Raw genomic sequence first — 22005 nt, 5'->3', positions numbered from 1 at the left:
GGGGGCTTTTTTGACGCGTTTTCGCCGTGGGCGAAGACGTCCTGCGGGCTAGACGAAGCCCAGCATGATGACCGCGTAGGTCAGCACACCGTACAGGGCAAGGTAGCCGATGCAGACCTTGACGGTCTGGCCAAGGATTTCACCCTCGGAGCCAACAAGGCCGGTAGCGGCTGTAGCCACGGCAATGGACTGGGGCGAAATCATTTTGCCAGCGGTTGCGCCGCCAGCACTGGCGGCAACCAGCCAGCGCGGGTCCACGCCAATCTCGCGGGCAATCTCCAACTGGAGCTTACCAAACAGCACGTTGGAGGACGTATCGGAGCCGGTCACAAAGGTGCCAAGCGCGCCAATCATCGGGCCGATAAGCGGGAAGAAGCTGCCGGTCACGGCGGCAACCACCACGGCGATGGTGTTGATCATGCCGCTGTAGGCCATAACCTTTGCCATGGCGACAATGGCGATAACCGTCACAGCGGACATGGCAAGCTGGCGGGTGGTGTTGGTAAAAATCCCGGCAATGCGGCCAAAGGACTGGCCCTGCAGCATGCCGCCAAGGAAGGTGGCAATGATGATGAGCGTTCCCGGCGTGGCTATCCACTTAAACGTGAAGGGATGGTCGCCGTAGATGGCAACGGTGGTCTTCACGCTGGACAGCGCATGCTTGATGCCGGGGAACAGGTTGCTGCACAGGATGATGAAGGCAAAAATAAGAATGTAGGGCAGCCACGCCATGAACTTGTCACGGCCGGAGGTGCCGTCCGTGGCTTCGCCGGCGGTGTGGCGGTACATGGTACGCGCCACCAGCGTGGTGACGGCCATGCTGCACACACTGCCCGCCAAACAGGGCAGCTCCGCGCCAAGGTACTTGGCAACCATCAGCTGCGGCAGGGCAAAGGACACGCCGGACACGAGAGTGATAAAGAACACACCCTTCACACCGCGCACGCTCTTTTCCGTCAGCATCACCAGCAGGAAGGTGATAACCATGATGAACGGCGTGAGCTGCAGTGCGGTGAAATAGCTCAGCTCCGTGACGGGCAGGCCGGTCACGCTCGCCATGGTGGTCACCGGAATGCCGATGGCGCCAAAGGCTGTGGGCACGGTGTTGGCAACCAGACAGATAATGGCGGCGAACAGCGGATTAAAGCCCATGGCCGCAAGGATGCTGGCGGGAATGGCCACAGCGGTGCCGTAGCCCGCAACGCCCTCAAGGAAGCCGCCAAAGCCCCACGCGATAATCAGCACGAGAATGCGCCTGTCCGTGGTGATGGACGAGAGCATGCCCTTGATGATTTCCATGCTGCCGGTGGCGATGGACAGGTTGTAGGTAAACACGGCCGCGATGATGACGATCATGATGGGCCACACAGCGAGGGCGGCGCCCTCCAGCGCCGCGCCGGCGGCGTCCGCTACAGGCATCTGCCACCAGCCAAACACGGCAATGGCAAGGGTGGCGACAAGGGTTGCCGTACAGGTTTTGTAGGCGGGCAGTCGCAGAACGCCCAGCGAGAACATGAGCCAGATGATAGGGAGGATAGCCACCCCGAATTGCAGGAATTCCATTGTACCTCTTCCAGATAACATGACGTTTACACAACATGCGGCCCTACCAGCCGCGGACCCCACACAATCCCTGCACCTGCTCACCCCGGCACAAATCCGGAGCACTTTTCCCCTGCAGGAAGGCACTGATTGTGCGCTCAAACAGTTCTGTGCGTCAAAGCTGTTTGATTGCACAAACAGTATTGCAGGCCATCCACACGAATTTCCTCGTGTACAACAGCGAAAGTGAATGACCAGAAAGCTCAGCGAAAGTCAAGCTTGTGCAAGTTCACACAATCCCGTCATACGGGGATATTCCTGCATTCCGCCATCTGTTGCTTACGCATTTTGAGCACACACCCCACCGCCGAAACGCCCCGCACAAGAGTACCCATGCATTGCAAAAAAAAGATTACTGCAGAGCGCAAAACAAAACAGGCCGCAGTTCCCACGCAAATGGGAACTGCGGCCTGTTTCAGGCAGATGCCGCGGCACTGCCGGATGTCCTGAGCCTATGCCTTCACGACGGACGCCGAAAGCAGTACGGCCAGCACATAGAGCGCCACGCCAAGAACAATGCGAAGCGCCAGCATGGGTTTTTTCTTCATGACTGGTCCCAGACTCCTTTCCGGATGAAAGCACGCTTTAAGCATTCTCATGCAGCACCACATAGCACCACCGCAGCAGAAAGAAAAGCCTTTCAAAACGTCCATTTTTCCGATCTCTTGACCCAATCGCCAGAGAATCCGGGCAGTTGCCGATTTTCGTTTTGCAAAGGAATTTGCCCATGCGCGACATTTTCCACGCTAACCAGCTTAAAACATGTGCTTTTCCGTTGCCCCAATGCCAAATGCCCACCGTGGGGCGGCGCGCGTTCATCCATGCGGCACACCCTGCTCCATGCCTGCACGCCCCGCAGGCGCACGCCCCACACAGCCATGGCCCAACAGGTGCGGGCGACCAGCCCCCGCGCCCCCTCCCCAGCCGCGCGCAGCCGCACCCGCGCGCGGGGGATTTTACAATCCGAAACTTTTGCCCTCCGCCAGTCCGCGCAGAGCACTGGCAACGGCCAGTTTTGCGGCATTGCTCCAAAAAATGCTGATGAAGCCTTGAGCCGCGCCGCGTCTCGCAGTATGACGAAGGACGCACGATACACCCGTGCCTGCACAAACAACCGCCCGCACCGGGCCAAAGCATTTGCGAGAGTTTGCGATGGAAAAGGGATGCACTGTGTACGAAGGTTGGGTTTACGGCATCGGCGAATGGTCTTTCAGCAAGGTGAACAAGCTTCTGAATAACGCTTTCGAAACAGTCTCCTACCAGCACATGGACGGCTCCGGGGCAGTCTATATCAGCGGTGCGGCCCCCATGTTTGAGGATGACGAGGAAAACCGCTCGTCGGTCTTTGACCTGCTTGCCGATGTGGTGGACGAGGACGGCAAGGGCATCATCATCGGCAAGGACTGGTCCCCACACGGCACCCTGTCCCTCACCGCCTACGACTTCACGCACAAGGACTGGTCCTCGCGCACCATTGACGTCTAACTCTTCTCTGCCACATCCGGCGCGGCGTATGGCCCATTCTGTGGGCCGCCGCGCCAGCTGGGGACGGCAGCCCGCGCGCCACGGCCCCCATTGCCGCCCGGCGCCCCTCCCCGCCCGGCGCATAAGGGCGCACTCGCCCATCGCCCTTCGCGCTGCGGCCCGGATGTGTCCCCTGCCGCAGCAAACGCCCACCGTTTTGCCGTGTACGGCGCCGCCGGCTCACCATATAGCGCCGCAACACGCCCTGCCGCCAACGGCACGCAGAGAGGGCCGCGCCGCCCCGCCCACGCCAGACATTCTCCACCCTGCACCGCAAAACCCACGCCGCCATATTGACCACCCCTGCCGCTGACGATACACCTGAAGGACTGTCCGGCAACAGCATTGCCGTTAACTTTTCAGGAGGATATCATGCGCCTACTCACGGTCATCTGTGCCGCTGTCATCGCGCTCTACCCGGCGCTCAGCGCCTTGGCCGCCCCGGTTCGGGCGGTCGTCTATCCCGATTTTGCCCGCGTTACCGAAACCGCCACCCTGCCGCTGACGCAGACCGAAGGGGGCGCAACGGCGACCTTTACCCTGCCCCACTCCGCGGACCCGAACAGCCTGCGCTTTTCCCTTGAAAACGCCGGCGACCTGACCCTTAAGGATCTCAGCGTCGACAAAGACGTCCGGCAGGAGGAAGCCCGCATCGCCGCCGCGCGCGAGGCCCACGCCAAGGCCGTTGCCGAGTTGCAGGACCTCATTGACGCCCGCGCCGCACACACCGCCACGGCCGACTACTGGAAGTCCCTGAGCACCGCCGTCACCAGACGCGACGCTTCGGAATTTGCCACCGCCATCCACACAGGCGTCCTCAAATCCCTGCGCGCGGCCTCGGAGCTGATTCCGCAGATTCAGGACGCCGAACAGAAGGCCGCCCGCCTGCGCCGCAAGCTGAACGACCTGACCGGCGGCAGCGACACCGCTTGGCTGGTCACTGCCCGCTTCTCCGGGCACCCCGCGGCCACGGCGCGCGCCATGTACTCCTACCGCCTGAACAATTGCGGCTGGTCCGCGCACTACGTCATCAACGCCCATCCGAAGAAGGGCGCTGTGGATGTGGCGTGGGACGCCGTCATCACCCAGAAGAGCGGGCAGGAGTGGAAGGACGTCGCCCTCACTCTGTCAACGGCGCGCTTTACCGGCGGCACGGTGCCCCCGCAAAACCGCCCGTGGGTCATCCAGCCTGTGCAGGTACGCCCGCGCGTCAAAACCCTGCGCGCCGCTGACGCCAATGTGGAAATGGCCATGATGGCCGCCCCCGCTGCTGGCGGGCCACAGGCCACCCAGCGCACCGCCTTTGACGAATACGACGCAGGCACCGTGTCCATCCAGTCCGGCGACACCCGGCGCATTGCCCTGCGCCGCCTGACGTGGAAGGCCGACTTTGACGCCATCATCCGCCCGCAGGTATCGGACCGCGCCTACGTCCACGCCGCCATCAAGCTGGACGCCGCCCCCAGACTGCCGCGCGGCGAGGCCTCGTTCCTTCTGGACTCGGCCTTCATCCACAAGCGCAGCTTTGCCATGAACGAGACCACGGCAGACCTCTACTTCGGCGCGGACCCGTTCCTTAACGTGTCCCTGACCACGGACGACAAGACCTCCGGCAGTGAAGGGTTCCTGACCACCAAGAACACCTACGACTGGAACTGGACCCTCACCGTGCGCAACCAGCACGCCACGCCGGTGGATATCCGCGTGGAGGACGCCCTGCCCCAGCTGCGCGACAAGGCGATCTCCGTGGATATGCGCCTTGGCGGCGCGGACAAGGAGGACGGCCTTGCCGTCTGGACCGCCACCCTCGCCCCCGGCGCAGAGGAGCGCATCCAGTACGGCTACTCCCTTGAGTGGCCCAAGGACATGCACCTCGACCTCGGCGGACGCTAGTCTCCGCATCCATGCACCACACAGCGGCGGGCCGCCCCATAAGGGACGGCCCGCCGTTTCTTTTTTGCCTCAACTTTGGCCTGCGTGAAAAGCGCCAACGCCCAGCGCTACCGCTCCCTGCGCCGCCGTACCCAGCACCAGCCCAGCACCACAAGGCACACCCCAAGGGTGCCAAGACTGATGGCCGCACCAGTTAAAAAATACCGCTGCGGCTCAAATTCCACCACAACTTCAAAGTCGATGCCCTCCGGGCCCTCGCGCCAGTAGCCGGGCTGGTTCTCCGTTGCCTGAGGCAGCAGGCGCACAAGGCGCGGGTCCACCCACCAGCTGTTGGCAAAGCCGTTGACCACCCAGTGCAACTCCGCGGGCCACTGATAGCTGGCCCCCGTCCCGGACGAGGCTGTCCAATGCGCCGGGGCAAAAGGCTCATCCACGTTCAGCCACTCCTTCGCATTGGCGGCAATGTGCCCTGCGCCCCAGTTTTCGTCGTAGGTCCCGGCGGGCAGGTTGTCGTTTTGGATGCTGCGGTGGTAGGCGCGGGAGACAAAGTCCACGGTATACGTCTCCACATGGTCCACGTAGTCGCGCCCGTCCTCATCAAAGCCGTAATGCTTGCGCGATTTCTCTGCGCCGTCGCCCAGCGTGCTCACCCAGCCCTTGCCGATAAACTCCCGCACACGCTCCGGCGCGGCCTGCCCGGCTTCGTTGCCTTCCAGTACGCGGTACTGCGCCAGCAGGGCGTCCATCTGCCGTCGCGGCTGCGGCGTAAAGGGGCGCAGGTACAGCCGCCACTGCGGATGGAAAGTCTCGTTCACCAACAGCGGAAACCCGCCCCGCGCGCCGTGCACGCGGATGCGGTACCGCACGGGACTCACCTTGCGAAATTCCATCATGGGCAGGGCAAAATCCGTCAGCGTCTGCGTCATCTGCACCGGCTGCTCACGGTCCTTTTTCAGGAGCAACCGCCCGCTCACGCCGCGCTCACGCATGACAGCGTCAAGCAGCGCCGCGCCCTCCTCATTCTGGTCCGCAAAAAAGACGCCCGTCTCCAAGGTGAAGGAAGGGTCGCGGACAATGTCCACCATCAGGGTGCGCGGGTCCGGCGGCGGGGCGTCCTCCGCGGCGCGGGCCGCGCCCGCACACGTCAGCAGGCACAGCGCCAGCACCATGGCGGCAACGGCGCTTTGGTGCATGGTCATGATGTTCCCCCTTCGGCAAAGTGGTATTTCAGGGCGCAGCACCGGTAGCACGGCGGCGCATTGGGATGCCGCGCGATGAAGGACCGGAACTCCTTGGCAACCGGGCTTTTCCATGCGCGGTGCACCCGCGAGGACGTGATGTTGCCGATGACGTGCCCGTGGCACATCTCCAGATCGCCATTGGCGCGGATGCTCAGCTCCGACCACGGAATGGAGCAGAACGACTGCCGCGACGGGAACCCCGGCGTATAGTAGCCCTCCACGCTGTTGGTCGATGGCCCAAAGCCCACCTTCACGCCGTGCTGGGCCTCCAGCTCGGGCGCGTTGGCCATAAAGGCCGCAATGCGCTGAATCTGCTCTGGAGAAAAACACCGCTCGCCAACGTCCATGCCTTGGAAGGAATCGCCATAGGGCAGCTTTTCCGCGTAGTGGCGCTGGGGCTCACGGCACACGTCATCCACAAAGCTGAGGTGCTGGAAGGTAATCTCCGCCACGCCAAGGCGTCCGGCAAGGGCCACCAGATATTCCAAATCGCCAAGGCTTTCAGGAAAAAACGTCGCGTTCAGCTTGATGATGGGAAATACGGAGCGCTGGCGCGCCGCAATGTCCTGCATGGCCTCAATGCCCGCCACAGCGTGGGCGAACGCGCCCTCAAGGCCCCGGTTGGCGTCGTGCACCGGCTCGCGCGCATCAATGGACACGGAGAGAAAGGTCAGCCCCGCGTCCAGCAGTTCCTGCGCGCGCTTTTTCAGCAGCAGGCCGTTGGTGGTCAACCCGGTCAAAAGCCGCCGCTGCGACGCCATGGCGATGATGTCCGGCACCTCGCGGTTCATGAGCGGCTCCCCGCCCGTGAAGTAAAAGCCCGTGCCCCATGGCTCGGCCTCGTCCAGCACAGGGCGCATGGACTCGGCGCTGATGGTCTCGCCGTCCGCACCAAATTGCTCGCGCGATTTCCACACAAGGCACATAGGGCAGCGCATATTGCACCGCTCCGTGGCAAACACTGTGATGATGCGCGGAAAGCCCAGCTCCTTGCGCTGGTTGAAGCGCTCCACATACAGCTTGGGCAGCAGCTTGATGAAGGTCGGCCAATACCGCAGGCCAAGGGCCACACTCTGGCGGAATCCAAGTTTTTTTTCGTCCATGCCCTCTGTCCTTACACCCGTTCGTAGGCGTCTCCGCCCCCGGCAAGCCGTCCAAAAAGCCGCGTCATGCAGTACAAGGCCAGCACCCGGTAGGTGATGCGCAGGTGAAACAGCCCCAGCCCCGGGTCCACCTGCCGCACGCGGCGCGCATCGCGCCACAGGGGCAGCACCAGCGCCGCCCGCAGAAACAGCCGCGCCCAGTCCCGCAGGGTAAAGCGGTAGGAGTAAAACGCCCGCACATCGCGGTCCACCCGGCGCATAACGCGCCGCTTCTTCTTGCGCACAAAGGCTTCCGCGTCACCGGCGTGGATGTGCACCACCCCGGCCCGAACCTTGGCGAACGCCCTGCGTCCGCTCTTGACCAACTGGTGCACCACATCCACATGCAAAAACGGCGCATGCGGCACACGCATCAGGTCCGCCCGTCGCACAATGAAGCCGTTGGCCCCAAGGGGCGGAATGCGGTCCGGGTCCGTCAGCACCGCTTTAATGTAGTCTCCCCTGTCCTCCTCGGTGCGTGGCGCTCCCGTCCAGTCGCCGGTGACGGCGGAAAATCTGTCGTAATAGCCTAGGTACAGCGCCACCGGGTCGTCCCCGCCAATGGCGGCGCAGTAGCGCGTGGGCACGCTGTCCCCCTCGCGCGCCAGGTAGTTGAGCGGCTCGCTGGCGCAGATGTCCGGGTCGGCAAAGGGCGCGGTCATGCGCGTCAGCCAGTCTGCGCCGACGAGGACGTTGTCGCTGTCGAGGCAGCACACCAATTCCCCACGTGCGGCGGCAAAACCAATGGGGCGGCCCTTGGGATGGATGACGTGCGGATTCTCCAGCACCGTAGCGCCGTACTCCTGCGCCACCTCGCGCGTGCCGTCCGTGGAGCCGCCGTCAAGGATGAGCACCTCCACGGCCTGTGGCGGATAGTCCTGCGCCGCAATGGACGTCAGGCACTCCCGCAGTACCGCCGCGCAGTTGTAGGTGGGAATGACGAAGGACACCACGGGATGCGCGCTCACAGATACGCCCTCCTCCACTGCATGTAGACCAGCATGGCCCACAGCAGCTTTCTGTTGTCCCGGCGGCCGTCCACGTGCTCCTCAATGCGGCGCGTCACGTAGCCCGGGGTAAAGTGCCCACACGCGGCAAGCTCGCTTTCGGCCAGCGCTTCGCGCATGGTTCCGGCAAGCTCGCGCCGCAGCCAGCGCCCAAGGGGAAAGCCAAAGCCTTGCTTGGAGCGGTGCACAATCTCGCGCGGCAAATACCGCTCCGCCACCGTGCGCAGCACGCTCTTGGTCCGCCGCCAGCCCCACTTGTAGCGCACGGGCAGTGCGTGAACATAGCGCGCAAAATCATGATCGAGATACGGCGCGCGCACCTCAAGGGCGTTGGCCATGCTGGCAAGGTCCACCTTGTGCATAATGTCGCCGGGCAGGTACCATTCAAGGTCCGCGCGCTCCACGCGGCGGCTCGTCTCCGCCCCCGGCAGAAATCCGGCCTCGGCCTCGCGCGGGAAGCGCGGCGCGGCCAGAGCGCCATGGGCAAACAGCCTTTCGCGCTCGCCCGCCATCACATGGGCCTGCCACTCAAAGTGCCGCTCAAGCACCGGCAGGCCAAGCCCCGCCGTAAACCGCCGCAGCCGAAAATCGAGGCTGAAGTCCTTGTAGGAAGTGGGCAGCAAATCCACGCCCCGCCGCACACCGGAAAACACCATACGCGGCAGCCAGTCCACAGCCCCGGCAAGGGCGTGGGCAAGGTGGGTGGGATAGCCGTAAAACAATTCATCCGCGCCGTCGCCGCCAAGGGCCACCGTCACATGCCCGCGCGTGAGGCGCGACAGCAAATACGTGGGCACCAGCGACATATCCGCAAAAGGTTCATCCAGCAGCGTGCCAATATCCCCGGCCACCTCGCGCGCGTGCCCCTCCTGCATGGGCAGATAGGTATGGTCCGTGCCAAGGTGCTCCGCCGCCATGCGCGAGTAGCGGCTCTCGTCAAAGGACGGGTCGTCGTGCACTACGGAAAAGGTTCTGATGCGCGGATGCTCGCGCGCGGCAAGGGCGGCCACCAGGCTGGAATCAATGCCGCCGCTCAGGAACACCCCGAGGGGCACGTCCGCCTCCAGCCTCTCGGCCACTGCGCGGGTGAGGGCGCGGTCCACGCCGTCCACGGCCTGCGCGTAGGTGACGCCGTTCAGCGAGCCCACCGCGCCGTCAAGGCTCCAATACCGCCTGCGCTCCTCGCGCTGGGTGGCCGCGTCAAAAACCAGCATCTCCCCGGGGCACAGCTTGGACCATCCGGCAAAGGCGCACTGCGGCGCAGGGATGTAGCCCAGCACAAAATACGTCGACAGCGCGTCCACATCCTCACCAAGGGGCACTGCGCCGCGCATGGCCTTCATTTCGGACGTAAAGGCCAGCGCCCCGCCCTCGCGCCGCCAGTAAAGGGGCTTCTCGCCAAAGCGGTCGCGCGCGAGGATGAGCCGCCGCCGCGAGCGGTCCCACAGGGCAAAGGCAAACATGCCGCTCAGGCGCTCCACAAACGTGTCGCCCCACTCCAAATACGCGGCGGGGATGACCTCCGTGTCCGAGTGGCCGATGAAGCTATAGCCGCGGGCGGTGAGTTCGGCCCGCAGTACGCGATGGTTGTAGATTTCGCCGTTAAAGACCACCACAACCCGGCGGGTGGCATCGTGCATGGGCTGGCGGCCATTCTCGGTCAGGTCGATGATGGAGAGCCGCCGGTGCCCAAGGAGCACCCCCTCGCCCTCCCACACGCCGGACTGGTCCGGCCCCCGGTGGGCGATGGCGTCCAGCATTGTGCGAAATGTCCCCGCGTCCACACCAAAGGCGGACGGCTCCACCATGCCAAGGATGCCGCACATGCTACGCGCCCCCATCCGTAGCGGCGACGGAGGTCGTCTTGTCCTTGGGGGCAAGGACCGCGCTCATCAGCTTGCTCCGCCGAAGGGTGTCGTACAGCGCCGCAGCGATGACGGCGTCCCCCGGCGGGTGCAGATGGATGCCATCCTTACGGAAATAGGTTTCGCGCACCACTTTGCGCGGCAGGGCGTCAAAGATGCGTTCCAGGTCGCACAGCGCCGCGCCGCGCTCCTGCGCCACCTCGCGCACAATGGCGTTGTAGCGGCGGTGGGTGGGGATGAGGTCCGCAAGGTCGTGCAGCCAGCGCCGCTTGAGGTACTCCGGTTCCTTGCCACGCTCATGGGATGTGGGAGCGGTCAACAAAACGGGCGAGGCCCCGCCGGCGCGGCACATATCCACCATGGCCTCAAGGTTGGCACGGTAGTCCGCCTCGGTGACGCGGTTTTTGCCGAGGGTAATGACACCGGGCTTGACGAGGTTGGTCGCCCACAGCTTGTTCATAAGCTGCACGACCCGCAGATGGCTGAGGCCCATGGGCAACAGTACGGACGAGATATCCTTATCCTCCACACCAAAGCTGGCCCAGTGGTCGTTCCAGCCAAAGTAGATGGTCACCACCTTGGGCCGAAGCGGCAACACGTCGCGCGCCACCTGCACCCGGCCCTGATAGGACGACCACCCGGCCACACCGGCATTCAGATACGGCACGCTCTTACCGGGGCTTTCGGCCTCCACCAACTCCGCAAACTGCCTGTCGTAGGAGCCAATCTGCGTGCAGGAATCGCCAACGAACACGATGCGCGGCGGATTCTCGCGCGCCTGTTGGAAGGAGTCCGCGTAGTCCTTGGTCACCCAAAACAGGTCATCGTCAATGGTGTAGGCCTCGCGGATGGCCTTGGGGTGCGGCCAGCCAAACTGCACCTGCGTCAGGTACGGCTCAAAGGACCACCCGGCAATGCGCAAGGTTGCCTCCACCAGCCCCACGGCAAACAGTACCGACACCGCAACAAGCGCAAGGGCGATACGCCACCGCCGGAAACCACCACTCATGATGCGTCCTCCTTGTGGGCCTGTGCAGGGATGACCGACTCCGCAGTCCATGGCCGCCGCGCGCCGCGGCGCCGCAATTCGCGCGCAAAAAAGCAGAGAATGCGCCAACCCGTGGGCAGCGCCTTAAAGTGCGTTGTCCCGGCCAGCCGCCCGCCCTCGCGCACGGGGAATTCCGCGCGCGGCAGGCGCATGCGGTAGGCGCGCACCACCATTTCCAGATCAATGCTCACGCCGCTGCGCTCCAGCCCCATACGCCAGAATGCGGCGGTGGTGATGCCGCGCACGCCGTGCAGCACATCGCCAATGCGCGCGCCTTCACGCTTCCACACCAGCGCGGCGGCAAGGGCCAGCCCCTGCACAAACCATTTGCGCGGGCGAAAGAAGGTGTCGTCCTCCTCGTTGCGCCCGCCGGGAGCGTTGCGGCTGGCCACCACCAGTTGCGCCCCGGCGTCGAACGCTTCGCGAAAGCGCAAGACGCAGGCGGGGTCAATGCTGCCCTTGGGGTGAAAGAACACGATGGCGTCGCCCGTACACTGCTCTACGGCCTCAAAATACGCCGCATTGTAGCCCTTGCGGCGCTGGGGGCGCACGTCCACGCCTTGCTCCCGCAGGAAGTCCACCGTGCCGTCGTCACTGCCGCCGTCCAAAGCAAACACCTCGTCAAAGGCGTCCATGGGCAGGCGCGGAATGTCATGACGGCATCCGTCCACCTCGTTCCAGCACAGTATGCACAGCGTCAGCCGCATGCACGCTCCCCGCCGCAGTCCCGCGCGGTCATCCGGTCCGCCATGGCAAGGGCGCGGGCCACCGCCACATCGGAATTCACATGCTCCCACTCGCCCCAGCGGCCAAGGCCGGTAATGCCCATCCCCTCGGCCCAGCCAAGGATGCGCCGCATGCGCTCCGGCTTGCGGACGGTATTGAGCGGATACGCGTACTCATGCGCAAAGCCTTCGCCCTGCGGCGCGCGGTGCAGGGCCGTCTCGGTCCAGCCGCCGCGCGAGCCGGACAGGAAATTCTGCCGCCACAGTTCGCGGTGATGCGCCACATTCTCGTCCGGCACATACACCCAGTGCGCCCGCGTCTGTGGCCGCGCCGCCACAGGAGTCACACGCACGCCCACATGCCGCAGGGCCGCCATGTCCCCCGCCACGGCATCCGGCACCCCCGGAAACTCCCGCCACTGCGGCCACGGGATGGTGGTGACGATGCGCTCCGCGCGCCACTGGCCGTTCACCGTCAGGGTGCCTGGCTCCACAGCGCGCACGGGGGTCGCGGTGAGAAGCCGGTCCCCCAGCGCCTCGGCCATGCGCAGCCACACCTCGCCGTAGCCCGCCGCGCGCGGATAATAGAACGCGGCATGCGCCGGAACCTTCCCCTCCGGCCGCCGCGCAAGGCAGCTCTCGATGCTGTCGCGCAGGGAAACGTCCGGGAGCTTCTCCAGCCAGTAGGTGCCAAGGCGCGACAGGTCTTCGCCCCACAGTTTGCGGTTGTAGGGCAACATATATTCGTCAGCGATGCGCCGGCCCAGCTTCCACACAATCCAGTCCTCGAACCCTGTGGGCCGCGGCGCTCCCGTGGTGCATCCTGCCTCGGCAATAGAGACCAAAAACGCCACCTGCTCTTCCAGCGGCAACTGCCAGAGGTTCGCCTCAAAGGGATAATCCATCTCCGCGCCCCTGTAGCGGATGGTGGAGCGGCGCTCGTGCCGCGCCCACTCGCTTTGGGGCATAAAGGAAAAGAGCAGGTCCAGCACGGCAGGGTCGCGCACATCAAGGAAGTGCCCGCCGCCAATGTCGCAGGGCGCGCCATCCACCAGCCTGCTGCGGCACAGCCCGCCGGCCTCCTCCTCGGCCTCAAGGACGACGAAGGAGTCCTCGCCACGGCGCAGGAGCCCATGGGCAAAAGCAAGGCCTGACGGCCCCGCACCGAGGATGGCAAACCGGACATGCTTCACGGGCGCGCTCCCTGCCATGCGATGGCGGTTCTTTGAAACATTTCAGAGATTCATGCCACAATACACGCTCCGCACCACTGCGCCAAGGCGGGGCGTCATCTTTTCGGGTCCGGGGCCCCGGCGCGCTGCATCAGCGCCGCCTCGTCCACGCGCACCGCCCACTTGGTCTTCATGCCTGAAAAGCGAAGCGTCACCGGCGACACCTGCGGCGACATCAACCACGATGGGGCGGCATCCAGAGGAACAATATACGTCCCGCTACCGCCAGAAAATGTCATGCTTTGTCCGGGACTGTCCCCCCACCGGGCCTCAACGCGCCCCACCGCGCCGGGAACGTTGTACCGCAGGCGCAGCACAAGCAGCCCGGCACCGCGCCCGGTTGCGTCGTCCCCGCCGGGGACGATGGTCACGGCGTCGCGTCCATTCTTGGGGCGCAACCAGCCGCCGGTGACGGGAACAGCCGGGTCCGGCTTCACAGCGCAGGCCGTCACGGGCCGCATCTGGTCCGCAAGGGTCGCCTCGGACTGCCCCCACGACGCTGGCAAGCGCTCCACATCGCGCTGGTAAAACGCCCGGTTCCACAGCGACAGGGCCGTCTCGTCCACCATGCGCGCCACGGTCACGCCGCCGGGCAAGGCTGTGGCGCGGTCCACCACATCGGGCCGCAGCAAAAAGACCAGCCCGTACCACTCACAGGGCACGTAGTTTTCCATGACGTAACGGTAGACAAGATGGGCGCGCAGGGCGGCGGTGCCACCGTTGTGGTTTTGGTTGTCGGCGTAGGCAAGGACAAGGGGCGGCGGGTCCGCGCTCAGCCGCGCCACGGCGCGGCGCTGTTGGCCGGGGTGCGGCATGTTGTACACGGCGGGGATGTTCACGGGGACACGCTTCTTGAAGTAGAAGTACTGCGCGTTGTGGTTGGTCATATCAAAATACGTTTCGCCGCGGCGCAGGACTGCGTCCAAAAGCATCCGCACCTTTTGCAGGCGGTTCATGTGCCGCGCCTCGCGGCCGGGGCGCTTTTTGATATAAAAGGTCTGCAAGCTGGGGATGCCGATATCCGCCCCCTCAAACAGCGGTTCGGAATAGCGCGGCATATTGAACAGCGCCTGCACGCGAGCCTGCGGCAAAAACTGCCAAAACCCGTAAACCATGCCCACCACTCCGGCGGCTAGGGCCAGCCCCCACAACCGCCGCGCCATGGGCCATCCGCGCCGCCGCGCAAAGAGCACAAGGGGCAGCAGTGCGCCCATGGCCCACATGGTAGCCACACCCGGACGCGACATGCCGGAACCAATGCTCCCGGCGGAGCGCACCACAAACAGCACCATCAAAATGCTGATGGGCACAGCAACAACGGCAAGGCGCTCCCAATGCGGACGCCCCCAGTCCCGCACCAGCAGCACCACAGGCGCGACAGCCATAAAGATGAAGCCAAAGCGAATGAATTCCCACAGGCCCGGCGCCGTCTCCACCGTGGGCTTGGCCAGCGTCAGCGACCACGGCAGGGAGTTCGCCACGTCGTTGACCTGCGCATTCTCCAGCCCATAGCGCACCGCGCCGAAGATGATGCTCCCAAGGGGGGTCAGAAACAGCACCACCGCCGCCATGGCCGCTCCCCCCACGGCAACGCGCGCCAGCAGAGCGCGTTCACTGCGCAGCGCGCCCCACAGGGCCATACCGCCAAGGGGAAACGTCGCCAGCACCAATAAGCCCCCCTGTCCGGGAGCAAACAGCACCAACGCCGTGCCAATGGCTACCCACGCCGCCAGCCACCACGACGGCGACAGCCGCCACCACAGGAGCGCCAATCCGCACAGCCCCACAGTGAGCACGGCGTGAATACGCAGCAGGCCATCAAGGGGCAAAAAGATGATGCACGCCAGCGCCGGAATGCGCCCCGCCACGCGCGACACCGCGGCGTAGACGGGCAGCAGCAACAACAGCATCTGCATGTTGCGCGCAAGGAAGAACGTCCCGGACGAGCCATCGCCAAACAGGTCCGTGAAGAACATCTTGCAGTAGCTGACCAAGCCGCGAACGGGGTCGAAGTCCACATACGGCAGCGCGCCATGCTCCTTCAGCATCCACCACGGCAGCAACTGCTCGCCGGTGTGGTAGTCGCTGCGCTCCAGATGCGGAATCATACTCCCCGAGGCCTTCATGAAAAACACCGCCGCGCACACGCACGCCGGAGATAACGCGGCAAAGAGTCCGGCGCCCCCCTTGCGGCTACGCAGCGTCACCCGGATGAGGTCCGCGTACGCCCCGGCCAGCATCACCGCCGTAAAGCCCTCCAGCGCATGCCCACGGGCAAAGGTGTGCTCCACGCCATCCACCATCCACGGTAGCGGGAGCAGGAGCAGAAGAATGCACGGCACAGGTATTTGTACGACCACAAGCAGCCACCTCAGGCGCCGCCGCACAGCCGCCCGCCGCCCGCCAATCACGGCGCTCAGGGCCGCGCTTGCCGCGCCAACCAGTCCGCCGGTGGTCAGCGCCGTCATGGCCTGCGGCGCGTGCAGGCCGGGCGCGGCAAAAAACAGCCGATCCGCCACCGCCATAACGCCCACTCCGGCGGCCATGCCCAGAAGCCCCACCACGGCCACACCGCCAACAGCCTCGGTCAGCGCCGCCTCATCACAGCGGCGTACCCGCCAGAGGACAACGCAGGTGAGCGCGCCAACTCCCAGCGCGCCCGCAGCCGAGGCATACAGCAGATGCTCCATGGCGTAGGTGAGCGTCACGCGCGAGGCCAACCACAACAGCGCGGGGACGGCCATCACCGCCAAAAGGCCAGCATACGGCTGCCCAAGGCCGCGCCGCAGGGCCTGCGCGCCCGCCCACGCAAGGGCGGCAAACGCCGCAAGAAAGGCCCCCACGCCGCAGTAAAACGCCGCGTAGTCGCCGCTCTTGGTCCAGCCCTGAAAGGCCAGATTCCCCGCCACAAAAAAAGGATAGTCCACCGGCGCATCCAGCATGCGCCAGCCCAAGAACGCCGCGCCCGCGCCCACACACAGCGCGGCAAGGGCAAGCTCCGGCAATATGGCCCGCAGTCCGCCTGCCGCCATGCCTGGCCGGTTGGGGACTTCCCGGAGTGTTTCGGTCATGACCCTGCCTCCACCGTCAGCGCCCGGGGCACGGGCCGCACCATGGGCGCGAACCCGCGCGGCGCGTACATATCGCACCACGGCCCGCGCACCACCCGCGTCAGCGCGCCGGACTGCTCCAGTGCGTCCTGCATGCTCCGCCGCCCATTGCGCCACACCATCATAAGCGGGCCGTCCTCCTCCACATCACGGCGAAAGAGCACGGCCTTGGCCGAAAACAGAGCGTTCAGGCGCTCCACGTCGGCGCTGTCCTGCTGCTGGTAGAAGCGCTGCGTCCACGTCCGCACCGCCGGAAACGCGCCGGAAAAAGGATAGGCATACACCGCCGTATCCGGGCAGGCCTGCACCAGCATGTCCCCGGACTGGGCCGCCACCTGATGCGTGTTCGCAAGGTAGCGCGGGCTAATGCTCACGGGCAGAAAGGCCACCCGGCCAAGGCGGCTGTCCGCCCGCGCGCCCCACAGCGCCTCGCCGTACTCCTGCGGCACCGTGTAGTTATCCAGCACACCAACCTTTTGCGGCACCAAGCGCTCGCGCCCAAAGTCGCCGCTCCAAAACGACGCCCCGCGCAGGAGCAGCAGCGCCGTCACAACAAGCACCAGCCCCGGACGGGTGGAGCGCGCGCCAAGGGCGAGAGCCAGCACAAAGGGGAACAGCACCGTCGGCAACACCATCAGCCGCTGGGGCGAGCGGAACAAATGCGTCACCGGAATATTCTCAAAGGCCCACATGAGCACCGGCGCAAACACGCCCTTGCCCACCGCCGCCACACCGACAGCCACAAGCCACGCCCCAACCAGCAAGCGCTCGCGCCTGTCCAGCGCCCGGCCAAGGCCCACCATCCGCCACAGCACCACGGCAAGCACGCCGCCGGACGCCGCCAAGAACAGCAGCGTGGACGGATGCGCGCGCAGGAAGAAGTCGCGGTTGTTGTACCCCGCACCAAAGAAAGTCAGATGCAGCGCCTGTGAGGTTCTAGGGATGCCCTCGGCCTGCAGGCTGTAGTCCTGCATGGTCACGCCAAGACCAAGGCCGCTTTGCGTCAAAAACAGCGGAGCGAGGGCGTACATGCACAATAGGATGCTCACCCCGGCCACAAGGGCAAAGCCCGCCACATTGCGCCACGACAGCCACCACAAGCAGCACAGCGCAAAGAAGCCCCAGCACAGGACGAAATTCTGCGCCGATGGGAGCACAAGGGAGAGGAGCACAGCCAACGCCACCACATCCCCCGCGCCATAGCGCCCGGAGGTGAAGCACACCACCCGCCACACCACAAGGGGGAGGAGCGGCAGGGTCACATACTGCGGCACGGCCCCGCCGATGGTGATGTTGAAGAAAAACGGCGAAATGCCATACGCCACGCCGCCAAGCCACGCCGCCACCTGCACCCGCTCGTCCTCTGCGCGGCCCTCGCCCGCCGCCGTCAGCACGCGCACCAGCACATACCGCATGCTGAGCATGGACAGCGTCAGCACCGCAAACAGCAGCGCCTTGGACGCCACGTGTCCATCAAGCCCCAGCACCCCAAGCCCGCTGTACACCCACACGGGGAGCAGCGTGGTCAGCTTCATGCCCATCAGCCCGCCAAGGGCGTGCTTCTCCCATGCAGACGGCGCGCAATGAAAAATGTCCGCCAGATAGAACGAATACGGGGCGATGGGCGCGTCCCAATTGTGGCCCACCGTGCCCGGCTCAAGGGCGAAGCGCCACAGCGCGCCCGCCGCCAGCGCGGCAAAGGCCACCAGAAGCAACGCGCGACGCCCTGCGCTCATTACCGCTCCCCGAACTTCAGCCAGCTGAGGGCGTAGTCCAGCGCCACCCACTCCACGGGGAAGGCGAACAGCTTCTTTTGCCAGCGCCACTGGGCAACCTTACACAGGCTGTAGTGGATGGCCTTGAGGAGCTTTCTGTTCTCAAGGATGCCCGCGCCCCGGTAGCCCCGGTAGGCAAAGTCGAACTTGGTCAGCAGGGTGATGGTGCGGATAAGGCGGAACATGGAGCGCTCAAAATGCGCCAGATTCTTGGGGTCGTTGTAATAGAACTCGCCCCACTCTTCGAGGGAGGCGGGTGGCGTGTAGCCTTCATCAATGCAGTTTTGCATCAGCGCCGTCCCCGGCAGGGGGGTGAAGGCCGAAATCTGCCCAATCCACACCTTGTCGTACATGTTGGAGCAGGTGTCGATCAGCTCAAAGGTCTGGCGCATTTCATCCACCGATTCACCGGGGAAGCCAATCATGAAGGACAGCCCGGCGTTCAGGTCGTTCTCGCGCAGAATCTCCACGGAGCGGATGACCTGATCCACGGTAATCTGCTTGTTGATGAGCTTCAGGATGCGCGGCGAGCCGGACTCCACGCCAAAGTTGATCCAGTCGCACCCGGCGCGGCGGATAAGGTCCAAAAAGTCCTTGTCGTACTTCACCACGTAGTTGGCGCGCGAGAAAATGGGCCACTTGAGCTTTACCCCGCGCTTGATGAGCAGCTCCGCAATGGCGGCCACGCGCTTTTGGGAGACGGCGAACTCGTCATCGGTGAACCAGACCTGCTCCACGCCGTACTTGCGCACCACGAATTCCAGCTCGTCCACCACACGCTCCGGCGATTTGGAGCGCCATTTGCGCTTGTGGAACACCGGATCGTAGCAGAAGCCGCACTTGTGCGGGCACCCGCGGCTTGTCTCCAGATAAATGATGGAGGGCTTACGCTGGAACTCCACATACCGCTCGGTTTTCAGGAAGTCATAGTTGAGGAACGGCGTCTCATCGAGGTTCAAAAACGGCCTGTCCGGCGTGGAGACGACTTCGCCGTCTTTCGTATAGGTGATGCCCTGCACCGTGGACAGGTCGCCGCCATCCACAATGGTTTCCACCAGTTCGCAGGTGGTGATTTCCCCTTCCTGCCGGGTGACGATGTCCACCAACGGATGCTCTGCGGTCTGCTCGGGCAGAAGCGTCGCGTGTACGCCGCCAAAAACGATGGGCGTATCCGGGCAGCGCTGGCGCACAGTGGCCGCCATGGCAAGGGCGCTCTTAATTTGCGGGCCGGACAGGATGGAGAAGCCCACAAGGTCGAACCCCTCCGGGTGGAAATCCGCCATGTCCTCCACCTGCGCGTCAAAGACCACGGCCTCGTGCCCGCGCGCCTTCAGGTAGTTGGCAATGGGAATGAGGGAATACGGGAACCGGTAGCCCAACAGCCGCAAACTCGGATACACCAACAGCACTCTCGCCATAGCTCATTCCCCCACGGATTGCTCGGTCTGCGCCACATGCGCCACGCGGCGGGCGCCCCACGCCCGCACAAGTCCCCCGTCCAGCGCCGGAAACGTGGCCGCCACAAGGGCCGTTCCGGCTAGATAGTACATGGCCGTGGTCACAGGCGTTATCAGCGCGCGGCCATGGAGCACGCTGTCCAGCGCGGCCGCTACGGCCAAACAGCCGCCCAGCACCAGCGCGGCCGCCACAAACAGCCGCTCCGGCGCGGCAAACACCCCACCCGGCCCTTCGCCAATACGGCGGTGGACGGCGCGTCCGGCGTGCCACACCACCAGCACCAGCGCCATCCCCCCAAGGGTGAAGGCGTCGTAAAAGGTGCGCAAAAAGATCACCTCGCCCCACGGCGCATCCCAAAACGGCACTTGCGTGCGGGCGCGCTCAAGGGACGGCCAATACGTTGCCGCGCCAAGCACCAGCCACGCGGCGGCCAGCACCGGGTCCGGAATGCGGGCGTACGCCGCCCCGGCCCCGCGCACCAGCCGTCCACGCCCACGCAGGGCAATGATGCCAAAGACCACGGCAAGGGCCACAACCCCCTGCATCTTGGACGGCCCCTGAGCGGCCAGCGCAGCCTGCGAAACATCGCCCGCGCCCCACGCCGGGGACGACAGCGCCACAGCCCCGCCAAGCCCGCGCACCAGCGGGGCGTACCCGCGCAGGGCGTACACGCCGCACTCCTTGGCCTCACTTTCCTGCCGCAGGGCGGCCATGGCTGGCAGAGTGCGGTCCAGCATCTCGCGGTTCTCCAGCCAGATGCCCTTGAAGCGCGAATGGTCCTCCACGTCGCGGCGGATGACGAGCTCATAGGCGGAAAACACCCCGCCAAGCATGGCGATGCTGCGTGCGTCGCCCTTGTAGGTGTTTTCCCTTAGCGACGTCAGAAACGGATACGCGCTATGAAAAGGGAAGGTGTGCACGGCCGCCTTCGGACAGGTTTGGAAAACCGGATCGCCACCAATGCTTGAACGTTGGTAGTCCCGCTGCAAAAATTTCGCGGCATGGGCGAGGGGCAAGAACAGGATGCGCCCACTACGCGAGTCCACAGCCATATCACCAAGAAAGCGCGCAAACTCCGGCGCGGTGCGGAAGTTGTCCATGGCGCTATTTGTCGGCTCGTGCTCCAGCTTCCAGATGCCAAGGTCCCCGCCGTAAAAGGACGCGCCGCGCACAAGAGCAAGCGCCACAAGCACGGCGCACACCAGCCCGCCCCGCCGGGACGAGCGCACATACCGCGCGCCAAGAAGCGCCACCACAATGGCAAAAAAGAGCGTCGGCAGCAGCATCAGCCGCTGGGGGGAGCGGAAGATATGCGTCGCGCCAATGTTCTCATACCCCAGCATCATGATGCCGGCGAAGGGTCCCTTGCCCGATGCGGCCACACCAACGCTGACAATCCATAGCGTGATGAACAGCCGCTCGCGCCAGCCAAACTCCCGCCGCCAGCGCAGTACGCCCGCCCCGGCCATGAGCAGCAGCGGCGCGGCGCACGCCACAAAAAGCCACGGCGTCAGCGGAACAGCCTTCAGGAACAGGTCCCGGTGCTTCCACCCTGCATTGAGTACGGTTAGGTACAAATTCTGCGCATGGCGAATAATCCCTGCCGCCTGTGCAACGTAGTCCATACCTTCCACGCCGCCGCCAAGGCCGCCGCTCGCCAAAAACAGCGGCAGAAAGCTGTAAGCATTCAGCAGGCAGGTCAGTACCGCCGTGGCCGCACATGCCGCCACCAAACGCCACCGCCACCGCACCACCACAATGAGCGCAAACAGCCCCCACATGATGAAATAGTTCTGCACCGAGGCCACAACCAGCGAAAAGCACAGCGCCAGCCCCACCACGCGCGGCGCCGCGGGCCGGCCCTCGGCCAATTCCAGCATCAGCCGCACCATGGGCGGCAGCACAGGAAACATAAAAAACTGCACAAAGGACCCCGTCACCACGGAGCCGAACATAAAGGGCGAAATGCCGTACAGAATACCCGCGCAAAGGGCCACGGCCTCGACATGGAGGCCATCCACGCGCCGTGTGCTTTCGCTGGTCGCAAGCAACCAGCGGCACAGCGAGGCCATGCCCCACACGGAGCCACCAATGAACACCGCCACCCACAGCTTGGTGGCAAGGTGCCCGTCCACATCCACAAGGCCAAGGGAGGAATACAGCGTCACGGGAATGATGGTGGTGAGCTTCATGCTCATCACACCACCAAGGAAATGTTTTTCCCACGCATACAATGCGCTGCGAAAGACGTCTGCCAAGTAAAAGGAATGTGGGGGAACAGCCCAGTCGTTCAAATGCCCCATGCATCCGGGCACGAGCAAAAGACGCCACATGCACGCCACCGCCAAAAGAGCGGGTGCAAGGCGGATGAGCCACCAGAGTG

Annotated in this window: 14 protein-coding genes; 2 read left to right on the top strand and 12 right to left on the bottom strand. The window is 64.7% G+C overall.

Features of this window, described 5'->3' with window-relative positions; all coding sequences use genetic code 11:
- Nucleotides 1–48 precede the first annotated feature (48 nt).
- Nucleotides 49–1563, bottom strand: a complete 1515-nt coding sequence (locus ACYQ2T_RS12955) for an L-lactate permease (protein WP_459901106.1) — start codon at nt 1561–1563, stop codon at nt 49–51.
- A gap of 1191 nt (nt 1564–2754) precedes the next feature.
- On the opposite strand from ACYQ2T_RS12955, the gene ACYQ2T_RS12950 reads away from it, so the two are divergent.
- Together ACYQ2T_RS12950 and ACYQ2T_RS12945 are read left to right on the top strand one after the other, a co-directional pair.
- Nucleotides 2755–3087 carry a hypothetical protein gene (locus tag ACYQ2T_RS12950; RefSeq protein WP_459901104.1) on the top strand — a complete coding sequence of 111 codons (333 nt, stop codon included), beginning with the start codon at nt 2755–2757 and terminating at the stop codon, nt 3085–3087.
- A 411-nt stretch (nt 3088–3498) separates the two neighbouring features.
- On the top strand, nt 3499–5019 hold the full coding sequence (locus ACYQ2T_RS12945; RefSeq protein WP_459901102.1) for a mucoidy inhibitor MuiA family protein: 1521 nt from the start codon (nt 3499–3501) through the stop codon (nt 5017–5019).
- Between the two features lie 107 nt (nt 5020–5126).
- On the opposite strand, the gene ACYQ2T_RS12940 is transcribed toward ACYQ2T_RS12945, so the two are convergent.
- The 11 genes from ACYQ2T_RS12940 to ACYQ2T_RS12890 form a co-directional block, all read right to left on the bottom strand.
- The gene (locus tag ACYQ2T_RS12940) at nt 5127–6218 is read right to left on the bottom strand and encodes a hypothetical protein (protein ID WP_459901101.1); all 1092 of its coding nucleotides are present in this window, start codon (nt 6216–6218) and stop codon (nt 5127–5129) included.
- Entirely contained in the window at nt 6215–7363 is a 1149-nt protein-coding gene (locus ACYQ2T_RS12935; protein WP_459901100.1) for a radical SAM protein, read from the bottom strand. The genes ACYQ2T_RS12940 and ACYQ2T_RS12935 overlap by 4 nt, the downstream gene beginning before the upstream one ends.
- Nucleotides 7364–7374: 11 nt before the next feature.
- On the bottom strand, nt 7375–8370 hold the full coding sequence (locus tag ACYQ2T_RS12930) for a glycosyltransferase family 2 protein (RefSeq protein WP_459901098.1): 996 nt from the start codon (nt 8368–8370) through the stop codon (nt 7375–7377).
- Entirely contained in the window at nt 8367–10235 is a 1869-nt protein-coding gene (asnB, locus tag ACYQ2T_RS12925; RefSeq protein ID WP_459901097.1) for an asparagine synthase (glutamine-hydrolyzing), read from the bottom strand. The genes ACYQ2T_RS12930 and asnB overlap by 4 nt, the downstream gene beginning before the upstream one ends.
- Nucleotide 10236: 1 nt before the next feature.
- Nucleotides 10237–11283, bottom strand: a complete 1047-nt coding sequence (locus ACYQ2T_RS12920) for an SGNH/GDSL hydrolase family protein (protein WP_459901095.1) — start codon at nt 11281–11283, stop codon at nt 10237–10239.
- Nucleotides 11280–12029: a glycosyltransferase gene (locus ACYQ2T_RS12915; RefSeq protein WP_459901093.1), complete on the bottom strand. Its 750-nt coding sequence runs from the start codon at nt 12027–12029 to the stop codon at nt 11280–11282. Before ACYQ2T_RS12915 ends, ACYQ2T_RS12920 begins: the two co-directional genes overlap by 4 nt.
- Nucleotides 12020–13240: a protoporphyrinogen/coproporphyrinogen oxidase gene (locus ACYQ2T_RS12910; RefSeq protein WP_459901091.1), complete on the bottom strand. Its 1221-nt coding sequence runs from the start codon at nt 13238–13240 to the stop codon at nt 12020–12022. The genes ACYQ2T_RS12915 and ACYQ2T_RS12910 overlap by 10 nt, the downstream gene beginning before the upstream one ends.
- A gap of 95 nt (nt 13241–13335) precedes the next feature.
- Nucleotides 13336–16350: a hypothetical protein gene (locus tag ACYQ2T_RS12905; RefSeq protein ID WP_459901090.1), complete on the bottom strand. Its 3015-nt coding sequence runs from the start codon at nt 16348–16350 to the stop codon at nt 13336–13338.
- Entirely contained in the window at nt 16347–18125 is a 1779-nt protein-coding gene (locus tag ACYQ2T_RS12900; protein WP_459901089.1) for a hypothetical protein, read from the bottom strand. Before ACYQ2T_RS12900 ends, ACYQ2T_RS12905 begins: the two co-directional genes overlap by 4 nt.
- The gene (locus tag ACYQ2T_RS12895; protein WP_459901087.1) at nt 18125–19582 is read right to left on the bottom strand and encodes a B12-binding domain-containing radical SAM protein; all 1458 of its coding nucleotides are present in this window, start codon (nt 19580–19582) and stop codon (nt 18125–18127) included. Before ACYQ2T_RS12895 ends, ACYQ2T_RS12900 begins: the two co-directional genes overlap by 1 nt.
- A gap of 3 nt (nt 19583–19585) precedes the next feature.
- Nucleotides 19586–21820, bottom strand: coding sequence for a hypothetical protein (locus ACYQ2T_RS12890; protein WP_459901085.1), 2235 nt, complete (start codon nt 21818–21820; stop codon nt 19586–19588).
- Nucleotides 21821–22005: the final 185 nt, after the last annotated feature.

This window comes from Desulfobaculum senezii, from assembly GCF_054657395.1.
This window is presented reverse-complemented; position numbering and strand designations above follow the sequence as displayed.